Raw genomic sequence first — 16706 nt, 5'->3', positions numbered from 1 at the left:
CCCGCATCACGTGCGCCGATCGGCGCACGTGATGCGGGCCTCCCGTCCGGATGCGGCGTCAGCCGCAGAACTCCGGCGGTGGCGACTGGTCGACGGTGCTGACCCAGACCGAGTTCGCCCGCTCGCCCGAGCCCACGGGTGGGAACCGGAAGCTCACGAACACCCCGTTGACGGTGGTCGTCCAGCCGCCGTAGGGCGAGTCCGACGGCTGGGCGGCGTCGTTGCCCGGCTCCGTGTAGTGCAGGTCCGGGTACGCCGCTCGCAACTCGGTGAGGGTGCTGCCGGTCCCGAGTCCCGCAGCCGTCGTCGGTCCCGCCACCTCGTCGGAGTTCCTCCCGACCATGACGCTCACGATCGTGCCGTCGTCGCCCTTCACGACGGTCAGTGCCGGGTTGTTGCGGTCGTCGGGGTACCAGAACACGACGTTCGGGTTGAGGCAGCCGTCGCTCGCCGTGTACACGCCGTCCAGGTCGTCCGTCTCGGCGGTGTACTCCCCGCCGAGCGCGATCGGCCCCACCTCGCTGCCGGAGATCGTCCACGTGTCCGGGTCCGACAGCGAGTACGGCGCCCGTGTGGAGGTGGGCGTCGCCGATGGTGTCGACGTCGGCGTCGGCTGTCCGACGACCGGGGCGCCCGACGGCGTCTCGGTCGTCGTCGGTTCCGTGGACGGTGACGCGGTCGGAGTGGGCTCCGCGGTGATCGACGTCGGGATGAGGCCGAGTGCGACCCCACCGCCGGCGGCTCCGAGCAGGAGCACCCCGACGACGCCGATCGCGATGCCGACACGACGGCCGTGGCGCTTCGGGCGAGGGGTGGCCCGCTCGAGGACGTTCTGCTTCATCGAGACGAGCATGCGCTGCAGGTCGTCTCCCTCGGGAGGTTCAGTGTTCATCGTGCGTCACCGCCTTCCTGAGTCGTCGGCGGGACCGCGAGACCCGCTGGGTGACCGCTCCGACACTGAGTCCGAGCAGCTGTGCGGCCTCGGCGTACGAGTACCCCTGCAGCAGGCACAGCTCGCAGATGCGGCGATCGGTCTCCGGCAGCGCGGCGATCTCGCTCCGGACCCACCGGAGTTGCTCGGAAGCATCGGTGGTGTCGGCGGGGGCGGCGAGGTCGAAGGGCAGTTCGTCGCCGGCGTGCTTCGCGTTGCGGCGACCGAGGTTCTTCGCGTGGTTGCGGCACACGACCAACAGCCACGGCAGGAGCGTGCCGGTGGGGAGCTGGAGGCCGTCGGCGCGTTGCCAGAGCGTCAGGAACGTGTCCTGGACCAGTTCCTCGACGTCCTGCTTGCTGCCCGCGATCGCCCACGCGTACCGGGTGAGCGTGGGCGCGAACCGGTCGAACGCGGTCGCGAGTGCTGCTCTGTCCCCCGAGGCGAGGCGCCGTGCGAGGCCGGCGTCGTCATCTGCGGTGTTGTCCACGGTGCTCCCTTCACTACGACAATGTCGTGAAGAGGCCGAACATGACACGGATCACGACACGATTCGTCCGTGTCGTGATCCGATGGTGATGCGGGAGGTGTCAGCCGTGCCGCTTCGCGGCCTTGGCGATCTTCTTGCCCAGCTTCTTGCGGGCCTTGCGGGCGTGCGGGTCGTTCCAGGCCTTGCGGACGGTCTCGCCCTTGGACGTCTTGATGACCGGGCGGTTCGCGCGGGAGCCGAACCAGAACCCGATCAGGACGATCAGGCCGATGACGATGATGCGGTTGCGCATGGTGGGACTCCTTGGTCGGTGGTGCAGGTGCCGGCGGATCAGCCGGTGAAGCGTTGCCAGAGCTCGGTGACGATCGGCCACACGTCGCCAGCACGGTCGGCGGACCCGACGGCCACCAGCACCACGGGGACGATCGTGACGGCGATGCTCACCAGGACGGCGAGCACGACCGAGATCGTCGCCGTCGTGGTGTGCCGACGAGTGAGGGCCATGGCGAGGAGCGCCAGCACGACGACCAGCCCGAGGACCGCGACGACCGTGACCCGCACGAACGGGAACGGCACGAGGCCGGCGGTGGTGGCGGTGACGCCGCCGAGGAACCCGACCAGGGGCAGGAACGCCCCGAGCAGGACCCCGGCGACCAGGACCACGCCGATGCCACCGGCGATCCACACACCGCGCGGCCGGGGCCGACGGGTGCGGGGCCGACGACCGCCGGACCAGGCGGTGGTCACGGTCGGTCCGTGGTCGGGTCGGTCGGCTGGTCGCCGTCGCGGGCGGCTGCCCGCGCTGCCTCGCTGGCGTCGGCTGCGGCGTCGGCGGCGTCCTCGGCGGAGTCGGCGGCACGCACGGCGGCGTCGGCAGCCGTCTCGGAGGCCACGACGGGGGTCGTAGTGTCCTCGTCAGCTGCGACGGCCGCACGTGCACGGCCGGCGGCGTCGCGCGCGGTGTCAGCGGCGTCCCGTGCGCCCTCGGACGCACGGTCGAGCGCGTCGGACGCGGCTTCGTGCACGCGGCCGGCGGTGGCGGTCGTCGCGTCCACGGCCTGTTCGGCGGCGTCCGCGGTGACGTCGGCCGCACGCTTCGTGGCATCCGCGGCCTGGTCAGCGGCCTGCTTGGTGACCTCAGCGGTGGCCGAGGCAGCACGCTTGGCGGTGTCGACCGTCGCGTCGGCGGCACGCTTGGTGGCGTCTGCGGTGACCTCGGCCGCCTGCTTCGTGACGTCGGCGGTGGCGTCGGCGGCACGCTTGGTCGCCTCGGCCGTCGCGTCGGCCGCCTGCTTCGTGGCGTCGACGGTCGCCGTCGCCACGCGCTTCGTGGTCTCGCTCGTCGCCTTGGCGGCATCCTGCACGGCATCGCCGACGGCGGTGGCCGCACGCTCGACGGGCGAGGGCTCGTCGTCGAACGGCCCGTGCACGTCGAGGACGCGGACGTCCACGGTCGTCGGCGCGGATGCGACCTGGCCGGCTGCTGCAGCGACCTGTCGTTTCACCTCGTCGGCGACCTCGCGGACGTTCTGCGGATAGGTCACGATGACGGAGACCTGCACCGCGAAGGTGCCGTCCTCGTCGTCGACCTGCACACCGGCGGTCCCGGCGGAGCGGCCGAGCCGCTTCCGCACTTCGTCGGCGGCTCGGGACACGGTCCCGCCGAGGTGGTGCACGCCGGGCACGCCGAGCGCCGTCTCCGCCGCGGTTCGCGCGATGAGCATCGCGGGGGTCGCGTCGTCGGGCAGCGGCTCCGTCAGTTCTGCGGGCAGGGCCACCTCGGTGACCTGCGTGTGCGCATGGGGGTCGTGCTGCATGGTTCCTCCTCGTTCGGGTCCGCGGAACGCATCGGGGCACTCGACGTCGCGAGTGCCCCGACACGCATCGAGCGTCCTAGTTCTTGAAGACGTCCTTGACGTCCTCGCCGGTCTTCTTGACGCTCGCGGAGGCCTGGTCCTTCTGGCCCTCGGCGACCTTGGAGTCGTCGTTCTGGGCCTTGCCCACGGCTTCCTTCGCCTTGCCGGCGAGGTCCTGAGCAGCGTTCTTGATCTTGTCGTCGAGTCCCATGACGGGTCCTTTCATCGGTCGGGCGTGCGCCCGGTGGTGGGTGTTGCGTGGGTCTTCGGTGGGCCGGGAGGCCCGGGGTCGCGTCCGGCTGACGGGTGTCAGTGGACGCGGGTCGACTTCGCTAGCGCCGAACGGGTCCCACCGGTGAGGTGGACCAGGACGGGCACCTGGCGGCCGAGCGTGCGGTCGAGGACCGCGACGGCGCGGTCGACGGCGTCGAGCACCGAGACGGCGTCCCCGCCGCGGCGGACCGCGACGCGGATGCGAGCGGCACGCTGCTTCCGCACCAGGTAGGTGTCGACGCGGGAGCCGACGACGTCGCGGACCCCGGCGAGCTCGTGCTCGACGACGTCGCGGACGAGTGCGACGTTCACCGTGACGGCGTCCTCACCGGAACGCTCGCGGACGGCGACGGACGTGCCGCCCCCGCCGCGGGTGAACACCCAGACCAGGGCGAGCACGATGACGACGGCGCAGGCGGCGGCGACGGTCCAGAGCGAGGACGCGGGGACGTCCAGGCTGCTCGGCAGGTCGACGGTGGGCTTGATCGCGTCCTGCACGGCGGGCACGACGCCCGCACCGATCGTGAGACCGACGACGACGGCGACGAGGCCGAGGACGAAGAGGATGATCCGGTTCATGGTCCGGTTGCTCTTGGTCATGCGAGGGTCCCCTTCTCGTCGACGCGGACGCGGATGTTCCGGCCGAATCGTTCGTCGAGACCACTGAGGCGGTCGCGGACGGCTGCCTGCACGGCCTGCTCGTCGACCGGGATGCCGGTGACGGGCACGATCCGGACGTCGGTGCGGCGACCGCGGGCGGTGGCCGAGGCGTTGCCCTCGGGGACCCCTGCGGCCGTGCCGGCGGCGTTGGCCGCGGTCGAGGCGACGATGCGGGTGTCGATGACGACGGCGCCACGGTCGTGCTGGACGACGGAACGGTGCTGGCGACCCGGCTTCAGGGCCAGGACGATCAGCACGATGCCCAGGACCACGAGCACGACGGCGATGACCTCGGCGATCGTGACGAACGCGGCATCGGGCTGCAGTGCGGCGTCGACGGCGGTCTGCGGGTCGGCGAGGAGCGGAGGCCGCCCGATCGCCCGCAGGACCGACTCCGTGCCGATCCACGCGGCGACCAGTGCGAGGACCACCAGCGCCACCGCCACTGCGGTCGAGCGGGAGCGGTGCACGCTCCGACGACGGATGCGTCGTTCGACGGAACCGTTGCTCATGATGGTCTCCTACCGGGTTCGGGACTCGCGCTCGCGCACGATCCCGGTGAGTTCGATGTGGGCACTGCCGACGCGGCGGCCGGTGAGTTCGCTCACGCGGCGCTTGACCTCGTCGGCGACCTGGGCCGAACGGGCGACGAGGTCGTCGCCCGCGGCGATCGGGCCGGTGACGTCGAGGGCCATTGCTCCGGCCGCGTCTCCGAGACCGACCCTGACCCGCTTGGCGGGGGGGCCGAGCCGTTCGGCTGCGACGGCCCGCGCCAGCGAGGTCAGTGCACGAGCGGTGATCTCGACGCGGCCCGGGACGACGTCCGGGCCGGCGTTCACCGGGAGCTCCGGCGCCCGGTGAGCACGTCGGTCAGGGCGCCACGGTCGATCTTGCCGGTGGCGAGGGCAGCCACGAGGGCCCCGATCGCACCGAAGACGATGACCAGGACGAAGCCCCAGAACCCGAACTGCAGTGCGACGACTGCGAGGACGGCGCCGATGAGGGCACCGATCAGTGTGTTGCTCATGCGACTCGCGCTTCCTTCTTCTCGTCGTTGTCGTTGTCGTCGTCGTCGCCCGGGATGAAGACGTCCTGGACGGTCACGTTGACCTCGGCGACCTCCATGCCGACGATCTGCTCGAGGGCACGAGCGACGCTGCTGCGGACGCCGTCGGCGACCTGCTGGAGCGACACCGGGTACTCGGCGACGATGACGATGTCCGCGGCGACCTGCTTCTCGCCGACCTCGACCTTGACGCCCTGACCGTGGTCGCGCTGGCCGATCGCGTCGCGGAGGGCGCCGATCGCACGGGCAGCGCCGCCGCCGAGCGAGTGCACGCCGTTGACCTCGCGGGCCGCGATGCCGGCGACCTTCGACACGACGGTGTCGTCGATGACGGTCTTGCCGGTGACGCCGCTGTTCGAGCCGGCGTGCGAGGTGGCACGGGCCGCAGCGGTGGTTGCCGGGGTGGTGGTGATGGAGTCAGCCATGGTTCGTTCCTTCCGAGTGACCCGCCGGGCGTTCCCAGCGGTTGCTGTTCACGGATGAGACGGGGCTCACCAGAGATTCGTCACACATGACTTTTCGGATTCGGCAGAAATCCAGGAATCCGCGGGAACACGGGGATGTGGCTGTACCCCCTGGCCGTCCGCTCAGGCGGTTTCGCGTGTTCCGTCCGCCGCGTTGCGTTCTGCAGCGGCGCGGATCGCCCGGGCACACGCCATCGGGGACTCGCCCCGCTCGGCCCGGAAGAGCTGCTGCAGGCGTCGCGGCAGGACCCCGGCGGCGTCGGCGATGTCCTGCAGGGAGAGGTCCTCGGCGGCGTGCTCCTCGATGAACGCGACCGCGCGGCGGACGCGCCACGACGCCCGGCCGCTGTCGGGGTGTGCGGACAACGACGTGCGGAGCGTGGCGGCGGGGTCCTCGCCGAACCGCTCGCGGTAGGCGGTGGCGAACCGGCCCGGGTTGGTGAAGCCCCACCGACGCGCGACCACGGCGACCCCGTCGGCACCGGGGACCCGGTCGTCGCCCGCGCGCAGGAGTTCGCTCCGGGCACGGTCGAGCCGGTGCTCGCGCAGGAACCGGTGCGGCGTGGAGTCGAGGGTGCGGGCGAACACGTCCTGCAGCCCCCGCTGGCTGAGCCCGCACGCAGCGGCGATGTCCGACACCGCCGGACGTTCGGCCGCGTGCAGTTCGACGTAGCGGATCGCGTCGCGCAGGCGGTTCGCGACGGGGACGTCGTCGCCGCGGTTGCGGATCGGGAAGGTGTCGAGCACGACGATCGCCAGGCGACGGTTCAGGGCCGTCCGCATCGGACCGACCACGCGGTCGTCCACGAGTGCCGGGCCGAGCTCCCCGATCAGGTGGCGCAGCGGTTCGCGGCGGGCGATGACCTCGTCCTGCTGCTCGAACAGCAGTGGGCCGTCCGGCAGTCGGTAGCCGAGGTCGCGCCCGACGGTCCGCAGGAACGAGTCCGCGATGTGCACCCCGTTGTAGACGGTGCCGTCGGACTCGAAGCGGTACGCCTCGGACGCACTCGCGATGTACGGGCTGCCCGGCTCGACCACCCGCGTGCGGTCGGCGAAGTGCATCTCGAGCCTGCCCCTGGTGAGCCAGAAGACCACGTGGTCCTCCCGCGCCCCGATCACCCCGCCGCGTCGCCCGCCCTCGGCGCGCATGGTCCGCAGCGTCAGGTCGTCGTCGCCCACCACGGTGTACTCGTACCGGGTGTCGTTCGTCGCGTACGTCTCCGAGGCGAAGTCGGACCCGTGGTACTCCGCCTCGAAGATGTCCGAGTAGTCGGAGCCGTCGCCGTCGGCGAACCGCAGTCTGCGGAAGCCGTTCGTCGCCGGATCGGTCATGGTCGAAATCATGACATCGACGGCACGGCGAGGTGAATACCCTCGTTCGTGTCCGCGCGTCCATGGGAGGGAATACCCTAGGGGGGTACCGTATTGAGGACCGTGGAGGCCACCATGCACGAACACGTCGGGTACATCGGCGACAAGGACGACCTGCTCAAGCGGCTCCGTCGCGCCGAGGGCCAGGTGCGCGGCATCGCCCGCATGGTCGAGGACGAGACGTACTGCATCGACGTCCTCACCCAGATCTCGGCGGCGAACCGGGCGCTCGAACGCGTGGCGCTGTCGCTGCTCGAGGACCACCTCAAGCACTGCGTCGCCGAGGCGGTCGCCGAGGGTGGCGACGCCGCGGACGAGAAGGTCCGCGAAGCCAGCCAGGCCATCGCCCGGCTCGTGCGCTCGTGACCGCCGCCCGCACCCGAACCACAGGAGGAGACACCGTGACCACCGAACTGCTGCTCGTCGAGGGCATGACCTGCGAGCACTGCGTGCTGAGCGTGACCGAGGAACTCACCGAACTCGAGGGGGTGTCCGACGTCGCCGTCGCGCTCGTCCCCGGCGGTGCCTCGTCGGTGACCGTCACCTCGGACGCGCCCGTCGACGCCGATGCGCTCCGCGGTGCGGTCGCCGAGGCGGGGTACGAGGTCGTGCCGTCGTGACGGACGGCATCGTCGAGCTCGACATCACGGGCATGACCTGCGCCTCGTGCGCGAACCGCATCGAACGGAAGCTCGGCAAGCTCCCCGGGGTCACCGCCACCGTCAACTACGCCACCGAGAAGGCACAGGTGCAGGTCGCCGCGGACGGCCCCGCCGACCCCGCTGCCCTCATCGCCGCCGTCGAGTCCGCGGGCTACGGTGCGACCGTCCCCGCGCCGCCGGCCGACACGACGGCGCCGGACGATGACGCCGACGACCCGGCCGGTGCGCTGCGCCGTCGACTCGTCGTGTCGACGGTCCTGGCCGTGCCGGTCGTCCTGCTCTCGATGGTGCCGGTCCTGCAGTTCCCGAACTGGCAGTGGCTCGCCCTGACGCTCGCCGCGCCCGTCGCGGTGTGGGGCGCGCTCCCGTTCCACCGTGCCGCGTGGGTGAACGCCCGACACGGTGCCGCGACCATGGACACCCTGGTCAGCGTGGGTGTGCTGGCGGCCTTCGGCTGGTCCCTCTACGCGCTCTTCTTCGGCGACGCCGGCACCACCGGCATGCACATGACGTTCTCGTGGATCGCGACCGACCCCGAGGCGACCGACCTGTACCTCGAGGTCGCCGCGGCCGTCACGGTGTTCATCCTGGCCGGCCGGTACATGGAGGCCCGCGCCAAGAAGCAGTCCGGGGCAGCGCTGCGCGCCCTGCTCGAACTCGGCGCGAAGGAGGCCACGGTGCTGCGCGACGGCGTCGAGCAGCGTGTGCCCGCGTCGGCGCTGGTCGTCGGGGACGTCGTCGTCGTGCGGCCGGGGGAGCGGATCCCCAGCGACGGCCTCGTGCAGGACGGGTCCTCGGCCGTCGACCGCAGCATGGTCACCGGCGAATCCGTCCCCGTCGAGGTCGGACCGGGCGACCGGGTGACCGGCGCGACGATCAACGTCGGCGGCCGGCTCGTGGTCGCCGTCACCCGCGTCGGCGCCGACACCGAGCTCGCCCGGATGGGACGGCTCGTCGAGGACGCGCAGACCGGCAAGGCCGACGTCCAACGCCTGGCCGACCGGGTCTCCGGCGTCTTCGTGCCGATCGTCATCGGGCTCGCCGTGCTGGCGTTCGTCGGCTGGCTCGTGCTCGGCGGCTCGGTCACGGCGGCGTTCACCGCGGCCGTCGCCACGCTCATCATCGCCTGCCCGTGCGCCCTCGGACTCGCGACGCCGACCGCACTGCTCGTCGGCACCGGCCGCGGGTCCCAGCTCGGCATCCTGATCGGCGGCCCGCAGGTGCTCGAACGCACCCGTGGCGTCGACACCATCGTGCTCGACAAGACCGGCACCGTCACCACCGGCGAGATGACCCTGCGCGCCGTGACCTCGACGGACGCGACCCTCGACGCGGACGCCGTGCTCCGGCTCGCTGCCGCCGTCGAGCAGGGTTCCGAACACCCCGTGGCACGTGCGGTCGTGCGGGCCGCGACGGCCAGGCAACTCGACGTCCCGACCGCCGAGCAGTTCGACTCCACCCCCGGCGCCGGCGTGCAGGCCGTCGTGGACGGCGACGTCGTGCTCGTCGGCGGGACCCGCTGGCTCGCAGCGTCCTGGGCGGTCGTCGTGCCCGGCGACGCCTCGGCCGCGGTCACCGCCGCCGAGGCCGACGGGGGCACCGCGGTCGTCGTCGCGCGGAACGGCCGCGTGCTGGGCGTCGTGGTCGTCGGCGACACCGTGAAGCCCGAGGCAGCTGACGCGGTCGCGCGCTTCGTGGCCCTCGGCCTGCACCCCGTCCTGCTCACCGGCGACAACGACGGCGCCGCACGGGCCGTCGCCGCACAGGTCGGCATCGACGAGGTGCACGCCCGCGCGACCCCGGCCGGCAAGCTCGACGCCGTCCGGGGCATGCAGGCCGAGGGACGGAGCGTGGCCATGGTCGGTGACGGCGTCAACGACGCTGCCGCGCTCGCCGCGGCCGACCTCGGCATCGCGATGGGGGCCGGCACCGACGCCGCGATCGCGGCCAGTGACATCACGGTCGTGAGCGGTCGGCTCACCGTCGTCGCCGACGCCGTCCGGCTGTCGCGGGCCACGCTCGGCATCATCAAGGGCAACCTGTTCTGGGCGTTCGCGTACAACGTGGCGGCGATCCCGCTCGCGATGGCGGGGCTGCTGAACCCGGTGCTCGCCGGCGCCGCGATGGCGTTCTCGTCGGTGTTCGTCGTGACGAACAGCCTGCGGCTGCGGCGTTTCGCACCCCGGCCCTGAGGCCGACCACCCGCCGGACGTGACGCGCGCAGCGAACGCGCCCCGTGCCTCCCCTCCGGCGGTGCGCGCGACGGTGCCGACGGCACTACGCTCGAAGACGGTCCGCGACGCACTGGTGCGGTGACCTGCGGGCTGTACGTCTCGAACGTGATCCCAGGAGGACCGAAGTGACCGAATCCGCTCCCGTCGACCCCACATCGACCGAAGGCTGGAAGAAGCTCGACAGCATCGCTGCCGACTTCACCCCTGACCTGCGCGGGTGGTTCGACAGCGACCCCGGCCGTGCCGAGCAGTACACGTTCCAGGCCGCCGACCTGACCGTGGACCTGTCGAAGGGCCTCGTCACCGAGGACGTCCTCGCCGCCCTGCTGCAGGTCGCGAAGGACACCGGCGTCGCCGAGCGCTTCCAGGCGATGCTCTCCGGTGAGCACATCAACGTCACCGAGGACCGCGCCGTCCTACACACCGCGCTCCGCCGTCCGAAGGCGACCGAGGGGCTCGTCCCGGCGGCGCCGCTGACCGTCGACGGCCAGGACGTCGACGCCGACGTGCACGCCACGCTCGACAAGGTCTACGCGTTCGCGTCGCAGGTGCGTGACGGCTCGTGGACCGGTGTCACCGGCAAGCGCATCGAGACCGTCGTCAACATCGGCATCGGTGGGTCCGACCTCGGCCCCGTCATGGTCTACGAAGCACTCAAGCCGTACGTCCAGCCCGGCCTCGAAGCCCGCTTCGTGTCGAACATCGACCCGGCGGACATCTACGAGAAGACCGTGGACCTCGACCCCGAGACCACGCTGTTCATCGTCGCGTCGAAGACCTTCGGCACCCTCGAGACCCTGACGAACGCGCGACTCGCACGCCAGTGGCTGTGGGAGCGGCTCGGCCTGACCGACGCCGGTGACGACGAGAAGACGAACGCCGTCGCGAAGCACTTCGTCGCCGTGTCCACCGCGCTCGACAAGGTCGAGGCCTTCGGCATCGACCCCGAGAACGCATTCGGGTTCTGGGACTGGGTGGGCGGCCGCTACTCCGTCGACTCCGCGATCGGCACGAGCGTCATCGTCGCGATCGGCCAGGAGAACTGGGAGCAGTTCCTCGCCGGCTTCCACGCGATCGACGAGCACGTCCGCACCACGCCGCTCGAGCAGAACGTCCCCGTCCTGATGGGCCTGCTCAACGTCTGGTACACGAACTTCCTCGGTGCGCAGAGCCACGCGGTCCTGCCGTACACGCAGTACCTGCACCGCTTCGCCGCGTACCTGCAGCAGCTCACCATGGAGTCGAACGGCAAGCGCGTCCGCTGGGACGGCTCGCCCGTCACCACCGAGACCGGCGAGGTCTTCTGGGGCGAGCCCGGCACGAACGGCCAGCACGCGTTCTACCAGCTCATCCACCAGGGCACCCGCCTGATCCCGGCCGACTTCATCACGGTCGCGAACCCGGCCCGTCCGCTCAAGGACGAGACCGGCGACGGCAAGGGCGTCGCTCCCGGCACCGACGTGCACACGCTGTTCCTGGCGAACTTCTTCGCGCAGACCAAGGCGCTGGCGTTCGGCAAGAGCGCCGACGAGGTCCGTGCCGAGGGCACCACCGACGAGGGGATCGTCGCGGCGCGCACCTTCCCGGGCAACAAGCCGACGACGTCCATCCTGGCGCCGGAGCTCACCCCGAGCGTGCTCGGCCAGCTGATCGCGCTCTACGAGCACATCGTGTTCACCGAGGGCACGATCTGGGGCATCGACTCGTTCGACCAGTGGGGCGTGGAGCTCGGCAAGCAGCTGGCGCTGCAGGTCACGCCCGCCGTCGAGGGCGACCAGGCCGCGCTCGACGCGCAGGACGCCTCGACCAAGGCGCTCATCGCGAAGTACCTGGAGCTGCGCAAGTAGCGACGCACCCACCTGACGGACGGGAGGCCCGTGGCGGATCCGCCACGGGCCTCCCGTCCGTCTGCCGGTTGCGCTGGCCGCGGGGCGGACCCGAGGCAGTTTTCGCGCTGAGCGACAGTTCACGCGCGGCGCGGCCCGTGAGGTGTCGCTCACCGCGAAAGGTCGCCGGCGCCGTGGCCGCCGCGGTCAGCGGGCGAGCGGGTCGAGGTTGAGCGTCGTTCCCTCGTAGAGGTGCTGGTCCGTCCCGAACACCTGCACGCCCTCGTTGAGCCAGACGAGCGCCCGCACGCTGATGCCGAAGCGGGCGGCGACGTCCCCGATGAGGTCGTCCGGCGCGACCGTGTACGACCGCGGCGCCCCGCCCGTCGTCGTCGCGGTGACCGGACCGGTCGCGTTCGCCCGGGCACCGGCGTCCTCTGGGTGCACGTTCGTCTGCCGCGCCGGGACGGACCACCGCACGGTCGTCACCGCGAGCACCTTGCCGGCAGCGATCTCGACCGGGGCCTCCTGCCCGGGAGCCGCCGCGGAGTAGGTCACGAGCGTGGTGAGGTGCGACGGGTCGACGCCGGAGCCGCTCAGCGGGACGTCCACCGCGGTCGCCGTGCTGGTCGGCCCACCGAGCGTCCGGTCGCCGACGCCGGGGTAGGTCAGGCCGTCGCCGACCGCGCGCGGCAGGTCGAACAGGCCGACCCCGACCGGCACCGGCAGGGTCGAGGTGAAGCCGGAGTACTGCGCGGTGAACGTGTCGTCGCCGACCGCGACCACGCGGAACCGGAAGTGCACGCTGCCCTTCGGGGACGCGACGTCACCCTGGGCGAGGACGGTCCCGGCGGGGATCGGCGTCAGCGTCGGCGCCGGAGCCGCCGACTCGGTGGGTTCCGGCGTCGGCGTGCGGGGGTGCGCCGACGACTCGAGGAGGTCACCCTCCGGATCGGCGTCGGGCGTCGGCGTCGGCGTGGCGGACGAGGTCGGCGTCGTCGCCGGGGTGGACGGGGCGGGGAGGGCTCGGTCCGACCCGCGCAGCAGCGAGCACCCCGACAGTGCCACGGTGGCCGCGACGACGACCCCGATCGCGAGCGTCCGGTTCATGATTCCCCCTCAGCTCGATGCTAACCGCGCGGTGTCCCCGGGGCGAACGCAGCGCCTCCGTCCTGTGTCTGCAGACGTACCGCGGATCCTCCGTCGTCCACGACGAGTGATACCGTCGGTATCAACGAGAGCAGGTGGTCATGGGCGTCAGGGTGGTCCCCGGGCGACGGGGTGGGTCGGACCCCCGTCGACCCGACACCGAAGCCGTCGTGCGCGCGTTGGCCGGTCGGACCGACAGTGCGCCCGCGACCGTCCGTGCGGCGGTCGAGCACGTCCTGCACAGTCGTGAGCAGCAACACCACGCCGAGATGGAACTGCGGCGCGGGATCTTCAAGCTCGCCGACCTCGGCGTCCCGCAGCGCGAGATCGCGAAGCTCGCCGGGATCTCCCAACCCGAGGTCTCGCGGCGGCTCTCCCGCCGGACCCTGACCACGAAGCGGCCGTCTCCGCGTGAGGTCATCTCCCGGCGCGAGGGTGGCCAGATCGACTCGGAGACGATGCTGCGCGAGCTGTCGTCGATGGCGTTGACGCACCGCACCCCGAAGCGTGGTGCGGCGTTCGACGGTGCCGCCTCGGCCACCGGCACCACCAAGGAACTCGCGGCGGCGTTCCAGGACGGCCTCCTGTCCGAGGTCGAGTACGAGACCGTCCGCCGGGCGATCGCCGAACGGCAGACCCGCAAGCGCACCCGGTGACGAAGCTCCGCGACCGGGTGGCCGTCGAGCTGGGCCGTGCGCTCCGCGCCGACTCGCTCGACAACCCCTGGTCGGACACGGCGGGCGCGAGCACCAGGACGATCTACGCGCCGGACGGCTTCCTGTACGAGGCGAGCCGCCTGCGGTTCCACGAGTCCGTGCTCGAGGAACACCGCGCGTTGACCCCGTCGCCGGTCGCCGACGGCTCGCTCGCGGTGGTCGTGACGGCCGGGCCGCCGGGGTCGGGGAAGTCGACCGCCCTGGAGCGGATGCCGGAGCTGTGCGGGTACCGGTCGATCGACGCCGACGAGTTCAAGGACCCGCTGCTCCTGCGCGCACAGGCGGACGGTCTGGTGGACCGGTGGACGGCTCGCCGCCTGGCCGACGACCGGCCGGTGCAGCTGCGTGAGATCGCCGGGTTCGTGCACGCCGAGTCGACCACCGTGGCCGACACGCTGCGCCGCCGCGCCCTCCGCAACGGCGAGAACGTCGTCGTGCACGGCACCCTGTCGAGCGTGGACTACCTCGACGACCTCCTCGCCGAGCTCGACGACGCCGGCTACGAGAAGCTGCGCATCGTCACCGTCGAGGTCCCGCTCGAGACGGCGATCGCGCAGGCGACCGATCGGTGGTGGAGCGTGCGTGATGCCGCCACGGATCCGCTCGGTGGTCGGTTCGTCCCGGAAGCAGCCATCCGTCGCTACTACCCGACCGGGTCGACCGAGTCGGTGTGCGGCGCGAACGCCCGGGTCCTCGGTGACCGGGCCGCCGACCTCGGCTGGGACGTGTCGATCGTCTGAGCGGTCGCCGGTGTCGGTCGGAACGGCTACCGTCGAGGCCATGGAGCGTTCGGAGATCCTCGCCGCGGCTGCCGCCGCGCACGCCGCCCGCATCGCAGAAGAAGGCGGTGACGACGGCGCTGCTCGTGAACGGGCGGAGAGTGTCCGGCGCCGGGCCGACGGCCTCACCGACCGGTACGACACGGTCGAGGGCGCGAGCGAGTCCGCTGCACGCGACGCCGCGCGCCGGAGAGCGGGCGAGGCTGACCGCGCGGCTTCCCGGACCGAGGGCGTGCTCTCCGACTGGCACCGCATGGGCACCCGACGCGGTGTGACGCCGGACGCCCAGGTGCGCACGGCGTGGACGGTCACCGGGGTGCCCGAACGCGGCGACGCCCGGGCGCTGGCGAACGTCCTGCTCTCGACCGCGGGGCACGCGGGCCGGGTGGCCGATGCTGCGCGACGCAACCCGGCGCTGTCCGGTGCCGCGAGTGCAGCTGCCCGACGGACCGTCCGGCGCTACACCGACCACGGCGCGGACATCGCGTCGCTCGGTGACGTGCTGGGGGACAGCCCGACCCCCGACGAGTCCTGACGGTCGAACGGGGGCCGTTGGACCGCTCCCGTCCTGACCAGGCGTTATGTGGACCGATCCAATCGTTCTGACGACAGAATGTCCAATTGACAGGACATGGAATCGGGTTACCATCGGTGCACGCACTGAAGCGCGATCACCGACGAAGGAGTCACCGAATGGTCGACATCAAGCCGACAGCCCCGACTGTCGCACTGCCCCCGATCGGGACCGGACCGCACCGCCGACGCCTCGGCGTCCTGGCCCTGGTCGCCACGTTCGGCGGGCTGCTCTTCGGGTACGACACCGGTGTCATCAACGGTGCCCTGAACCCGATGAAGGCCGAACTCGGCCTCACGAACTTCACCGAGGGCGTCGTCACCAGCTCCCTGTTGTTCGGCGCCGCGATCGGTGCCATGCTCGGCGGCCGCATCGCCGACGGCTGGGGGCGTCGCAAGACGATCATCGCCCTCGCCGTGACGTTCTTCCTCGGCACCCTCATCTGCGTCTTCGCACCGACGTTCGGCGTCATCGTCGTCGGCCGTGTCCTCCTCGGCCTCGCGGTGGGTGGTGCATCGACCGTCGTCCCGGTGTTCCTCGCTGAACTCGCGCCGTACGAGATCCGGGGTTCGCTGTCCGGCCGCAACGAGCTCATGATCGTGATCGGGCAGCTCGCCGCGTTCGTGGTCAACGCCATCATCGGCAACCTGTGGGGTGAGGGCAACGGCGTCTGGCGCGTCATGCTGGCCGTCTGTGCACTCCCCGCGATCGCCCTGTTCGTCGGCATGCTCCGGGTGCCGGAGTCGCCGCGATGGCTCGCGTCGAAGGGGCGCTACGACGAAGCGCTGTCCGTCCTGCAGCAGGTCCGCACCACGGAGCGTGCGACCGCCGAGCTCGACGACATCAAGCGGAGCAACGACCTCGAGGCGAAGGCCGATCGAGTCAGCGGGTGGCAGACGCTGCGCGGCAACAAGTGGCTCATCCGCATCGTGCTCATCGGTGCCGGGCTCGGCGTCGCCCAGCAGCTGACCGGCATCAACTCGATCATGTACTACGGGCAGACCGTCCTCATCGAGTCCGGGTTCCAGGCGTCGGCGGCCCTCATCGCGAACATCGCCCCCGGCGTGATCGCCGTGGTCGGTGGCGTCATCGCGCTGTACAACATGGAGAAGATCAACCGCCGGACGACCCTGATCATCGGCTTCTCGTTGACGACGGTCTGCCACTTCCTGATCGGCATCGCCTCGGTCGCACTGCCCGAGGGCAACCCGGCCCGCCCGTGGGTGATCCTGTTCCTCGTCGTCGCGTTCGTCGGCTCGATGCAGACCTTCCTCAACATCGCCGTGTGGGTGGTGCTGTCGGAGATCTTCCCGACCCAGATCCGCGCGCTCGGCATGGGCATCTCGGTGTTCTGCCTCTGGATCGCGAACGCGTTCCTCGGGCTCTACTTCCCGACGATCGTCGCCGCGACCGGCATCACCGGGACGTTCTTCGGCTTCGGCATCGTCGGTCTGCTCGCGCTGCTCTTCATCTGGAAGTTCGTGCCGGAGAGCCGCGGTCGCACCCTCGAAGAGGTGGAAGAGGGCGTCACCACCGGCAACATCTTCACGGTCCCCCAGAAGGCGTCGCGCGCCTAGGTGTACTCGGCCATGACGTTGGTGACACTTCGGGTCTTGTGACGTAGCGAGGCCTCCTGGCTTGATGGAGCTGTCTAG

21 protein-coding genes are annotated in these 16706 nt (G+C 71.4%); 8 read left to right on the top strand and 13 right to left on the bottom strand.

Going from position 1 to position 16706, the window contains the following annotated elements:
- Positions 1 to 58: 58 nt before the first annotated feature.
- The 12 genes from ITJ69_RS19640 to ITJ69_RS19585 form a co-directional block, all read right to left on the bottom strand.
- Positions 59 to 892, bottom strand: a complete 834-nt coding sequence (locus ITJ69_RS19640; RefSeq protein ID WP_194673768.1) for a hypothetical protein — start codon at positions 890 to 892, stop codon at positions 59 to 61.
- Positions 882 to 1421 (bottom strand): RNA polymerase sigma factor, encoded by a 540-nt coding sequence (locus ITJ69_RS19635; protein WP_123341163.1) that lies wholly within the window; start codon positions 1419 to 1421, stop codon positions 882 to 884. The genes ITJ69_RS19640 and ITJ69_RS19635 overlap by 11 nt, the downstream gene beginning before the upstream one ends.
- Before the next feature lie 100 nt (positions 1422 to 1521).
- Positions 1522 to 1713, bottom strand: a complete 192-nt coding sequence (locus ITJ69_RS19630; protein ID WP_194673767.1) for a hypothetical protein — start codon at positions 1711 to 1713, stop codon at positions 1522 to 1524.
- 38 nt (positions 1714 to 1751) lie between these two features.
- Complete coding sequence (locus ITJ69_RS19625; RefSeq protein ID WP_131921429.1) at positions 1752 to 2168, bottom strand: MFS transporter permease; 417 nt, start codon at positions 2166 to 2168, stop codon at positions 1752 to 1754.
- On the bottom strand, positions 2165 to 3238 hold the full coding sequence (locus ITJ69_RS19620) for an Asp23/Gls24 family envelope stress response protein (protein WP_194673766.1): 1074 nt from the start codon (positions 3236 to 3238) through the stop codon (positions 2165 to 2167). The genes ITJ69_RS19625 and ITJ69_RS19620 overlap by 4 nt, the downstream gene beginning before the upstream one ends.
- Before the next feature lie 76 nt (positions 3239 to 3314).
- Entirely contained in the window at positions 3315 to 3488 is a 174-nt protein-coding gene (locus ITJ69_RS19615) for a CsbD family protein (RefSeq protein ID WP_123291762.1), read from the bottom strand.
- Between the two features lie 98 nt (positions 3489 to 3586).
- Positions 3587 to 4150: a hypothetical protein gene (locus ITJ69_RS19610; RefSeq protein WP_194673765.1), complete on the bottom strand. Its 564-nt coding sequence runs from the start codon at positions 4148 to 4150 to the stop codon at positions 3587 to 3589.
- Entirely contained in the window at positions 4147 to 4722 is a 576-nt protein-coding gene (locus ITJ69_RS19605) for a DUF6286 domain-containing protein (protein ID WP_123673696.1), read from the bottom strand. The genes ITJ69_RS19610 and ITJ69_RS19605 overlap by 4 nt, the downstream gene beginning before the upstream one ends.
- Positions 4723 to 4731: 9 nt before the next feature.
- Positions 4732 to 5049 carry a hypothetical protein gene (locus ITJ69_RS19600; protein WP_194673764.1) on the bottom strand — a complete coding sequence of 106 codons (318 nt, stop codon included), beginning with the start codon at positions 5047 to 5049 and terminating at the stop codon, positions 4732 to 4734.
- Entirely contained in the window at positions 5046 to 5237 is a 192-nt protein-coding gene (locus ITJ69_RS19595) for a DUF2273 domain-containing protein (RefSeq protein WP_123291766.1), read from the bottom strand. Before ITJ69_RS19595 ends, ITJ69_RS19600 begins: the two co-directional genes overlap by 4 nt.
- The gene (locus ITJ69_RS19590) at positions 5234 to 5701 is read right to left on the bottom strand and encodes an Asp23/Gls24 family envelope stress response protein (protein ID WP_194673763.1); all 468 of its coding nucleotides are present in this window, start codon (positions 5699 to 5701) and stop codon (positions 5234 to 5236) included. Before ITJ69_RS19590 ends, ITJ69_RS19595 begins: the two co-directional genes overlap by 4 nt.
- Positions 5702 to 5863: 162 nt before the next feature.
- The gene (locus ITJ69_RS19585) at positions 5864 to 7072 is read right to left on the bottom strand and encodes a helix-turn-helix domain-containing protein (RefSeq protein WP_194673762.1); all 1209 of its coding nucleotides are present in this window, start codon (positions 7070 to 7072) and stop codon (positions 5864 to 5866) included.
- A 114-nt stretch (positions 7073 to 7186) separates the two neighbouring features.
- Between ITJ69_RS19585 and ITJ69_RS19580 the strand changes: the two genes are divergently transcribed.
- From ITJ69_RS19580 to pgi, 4 genes are all read left to right on the top strand, one after another.
- Entirely contained in the window at positions 7187 to 7477 is a 291-nt protein-coding gene (locus ITJ69_RS19580) for a metal-sensitive transcriptional regulator (RefSeq protein WP_111084793.1), read from the top strand.
- Between the two features lie 35 nt (positions 7478 to 7512).
- The gene (locus ITJ69_RS19575; protein ID WP_374202908.1) at positions 7513 to 7731 is read left to right on the top strand and encodes a heavy-metal-associated domain-containing protein; all 219 of its coding nucleotides are present in this window, start codon (positions 7513 to 7515) and stop codon (positions 7729 to 7731) included.
- The gene (locus tag ITJ69_RS19570; protein WP_194673761.1) at positions 7728 to 9965 is read left to right on the top strand and encodes a heavy metal translocating P-type ATPase; all 2238 of its coding nucleotides are present in this window, start codon (positions 7728 to 7730) and stop codon (positions 9963 to 9965) included. The genes ITJ69_RS19575 and ITJ69_RS19570 overlap by 4 nt, the downstream gene beginning before the upstream one ends.
- 167 nt (positions 9966 to 10132) lie before the next feature.
- Positions 10133 to 11854, top strand: a complete 1722-nt coding sequence (pgi, locus tag ITJ69_RS19565; protein ID WP_194673760.1) for a glucose-6-phosphate isomerase — start codon at positions 10133 to 10135, stop codon at positions 11852 to 11854.
- Positions 11855 to 12040: 186 nt separating this feature from the next.
- Here the strand turns inward: pgi and ITJ69_RS19560 are convergent, their stop codons facing one another.
- On the bottom strand, positions 12041 to 12943 hold the full coding sequence (locus ITJ69_RS19560; RefSeq protein ID WP_194673759.1) for a LysM peptidoglycan-binding domain-containing protein: 903 nt from the start codon (positions 12941 to 12943) through the stop codon (positions 12041 to 12043).
- A 140-nt stretch (positions 12944 to 13083) separates the two neighbouring features.
- On the opposite strand from ITJ69_RS19560, the gene ITJ69_RS19555 reads away from it, so the two are divergent.
- From ITJ69_RS19555 to ITJ69_RS19540, 4 genes are all read left to right on the top strand, one after another.
- Positions 13084 to 13638: a hypothetical protein gene (locus tag ITJ69_RS19555; RefSeq protein WP_194673758.1), complete on the top strand. Its 555-nt coding sequence runs from the start codon at positions 13084 to 13086 to the stop codon at positions 13636 to 13638.
- On the top strand, positions 13635 to 14438 hold the full coding sequence (locus tag ITJ69_RS19550; protein WP_194673757.1) for a zeta toxin family protein: 804 nt from the start codon (positions 13635 to 13637) through the stop codon (positions 14436 to 14438). Before ITJ69_RS19555 ends, ITJ69_RS19550 begins: the two co-directional genes overlap by 4 nt.
- A gap of 40 nt (positions 14439 to 14478) precedes the next feature.
- Positions 14479 to 15012, top strand: a complete 534-nt coding sequence (locus tag ITJ69_RS19545; protein ID WP_123938435.1) for a hypothetical protein — start codon at positions 14479 to 14481, stop codon at positions 15010 to 15012.
- A gap of 158 nt (positions 15013 to 15170) precedes the next feature.
- The gene (locus ITJ69_RS19540; protein WP_159573413.1) at positions 15171 to 16628 is read left to right on the top strand and encodes a sugar porter family MFS transporter; all 1458 of its coding nucleotides are present in this window, start codon (positions 15171 to 15173) and stop codon (positions 16626 to 16628) included.
- The last annotated feature ends 78 nt before the right edge of the window (positions 16629 to 16706 follow it).

This window comes from Curtobacterium sp. VKM Ac-2887 (assembly GCF_015350935.1).
GTDB lineage: Bacteria > Actinomycetota > Actinomycetes > Actinomycetales > Microbacteriaceae > Curtobacterium.
The sequence above is the reverse complement of the archived record's forward strand: the minus strand, read 5'-3'. Positions and strand labels throughout refer to the sequence as shown.

Bases quoted from the DNA above. Each gene is read 5' to 3' on its own strand.
- ITJ69_RS19560 (WP_194673759.1), bottom strand. From the start codon at position 12,943: ATGAACCGGACGCTCGCGATCGGGGTCGTCGTCGCGGCCACCGTGGCA.
- ITJ69_RS19590 (WP_194673763.1), bottom strand. From the start codon at position 5,701: ATGGCTGACTCCATCACCACCACCCCGGCAACCACCGCTGCGGCCCGT.
- ITJ69_RS19585 (WP_194673762.1), bottom strand. From the start codon at position 7,072: ATGACCGATCCGGCGACGAACGGCTTCCGCAGACTGCGGTTCGCCGAC.
- ITJ69_RS19580 (WP_111084793.1), top strand. From the start codon at position 7,187: ATGCACGAACACGTCGGGTACATCGGCGACAAGGACGACCTGCTCAAG.
- ITJ69_RS19640 (WP_194673768.1), bottom strand. From the start codon at position 892: ATGAACACTGAACCTCCCGAGGGAGACGACCTGCAGCGCATGCTCGTC.
- ITJ69_RS19615 (WP_123291762.1), bottom strand. From the start codon at position 3,488: ATGGGACTCGACGACAAGATCAAGAACGCTGCTCAGGACCTCGCCGGC.
- ITJ69_RS19595 (WP_123291766.1), bottom strand. From the start codon at position 5,237: ATGAGCAACACACTGATCGGTGCCCTCATCGGCGCCGTCCTCGCAGTC.
- ITJ69_RS19555 (WP_194673758.1), top strand. From the start codon at position 13,084: ATGGGCGTCAGGGTGGTCCCCGGGCGACGGGGTGGGTCGGACCCCCGT.
- ITJ69_RS19605 (WP_123673696.1), bottom strand. From the start codon at position 4,722: ATGAGCAACGGTTCCGTCGAACGACGCATCCGTCGTCGGAGCGTGCAC.
- ITJ69_RS19540 (WP_159573413.1), top strand. From the start codon at position 15,171: ATGGTCGACATCAAGCCGACAGCCCCGACTGTCGCACTGCCCCCGATC.
- ITJ69_RS19620 (WP_194673766.1), bottom strand. From the start codon at position 3,238: ATGCAGCACGACCCCCATGCGCACACGCAGGTCACCGAGGTGGCCCTG.
- ITJ69_RS19545 (WP_123938435.1), top strand. From the start codon at position 14,479: ATGGAGCGTTCGGAGATCCTCGCCGCGGCTGCCGCCGCGCACGCCGCC.
- ITJ69_RS19610 (WP_194673765.1), bottom strand. From the start codon at position 4,150: ATGACCAAGAGCAACCGGACCATGAACCGGATCATCCTCTTCGTCCTC.
- ITJ69_RS19630 (WP_194673767.1), bottom strand. From the start codon at position 1,713: ATGCGCAACCGCATCATCGTCATCGGCCTGATCGTCCTGATCGGGTTC.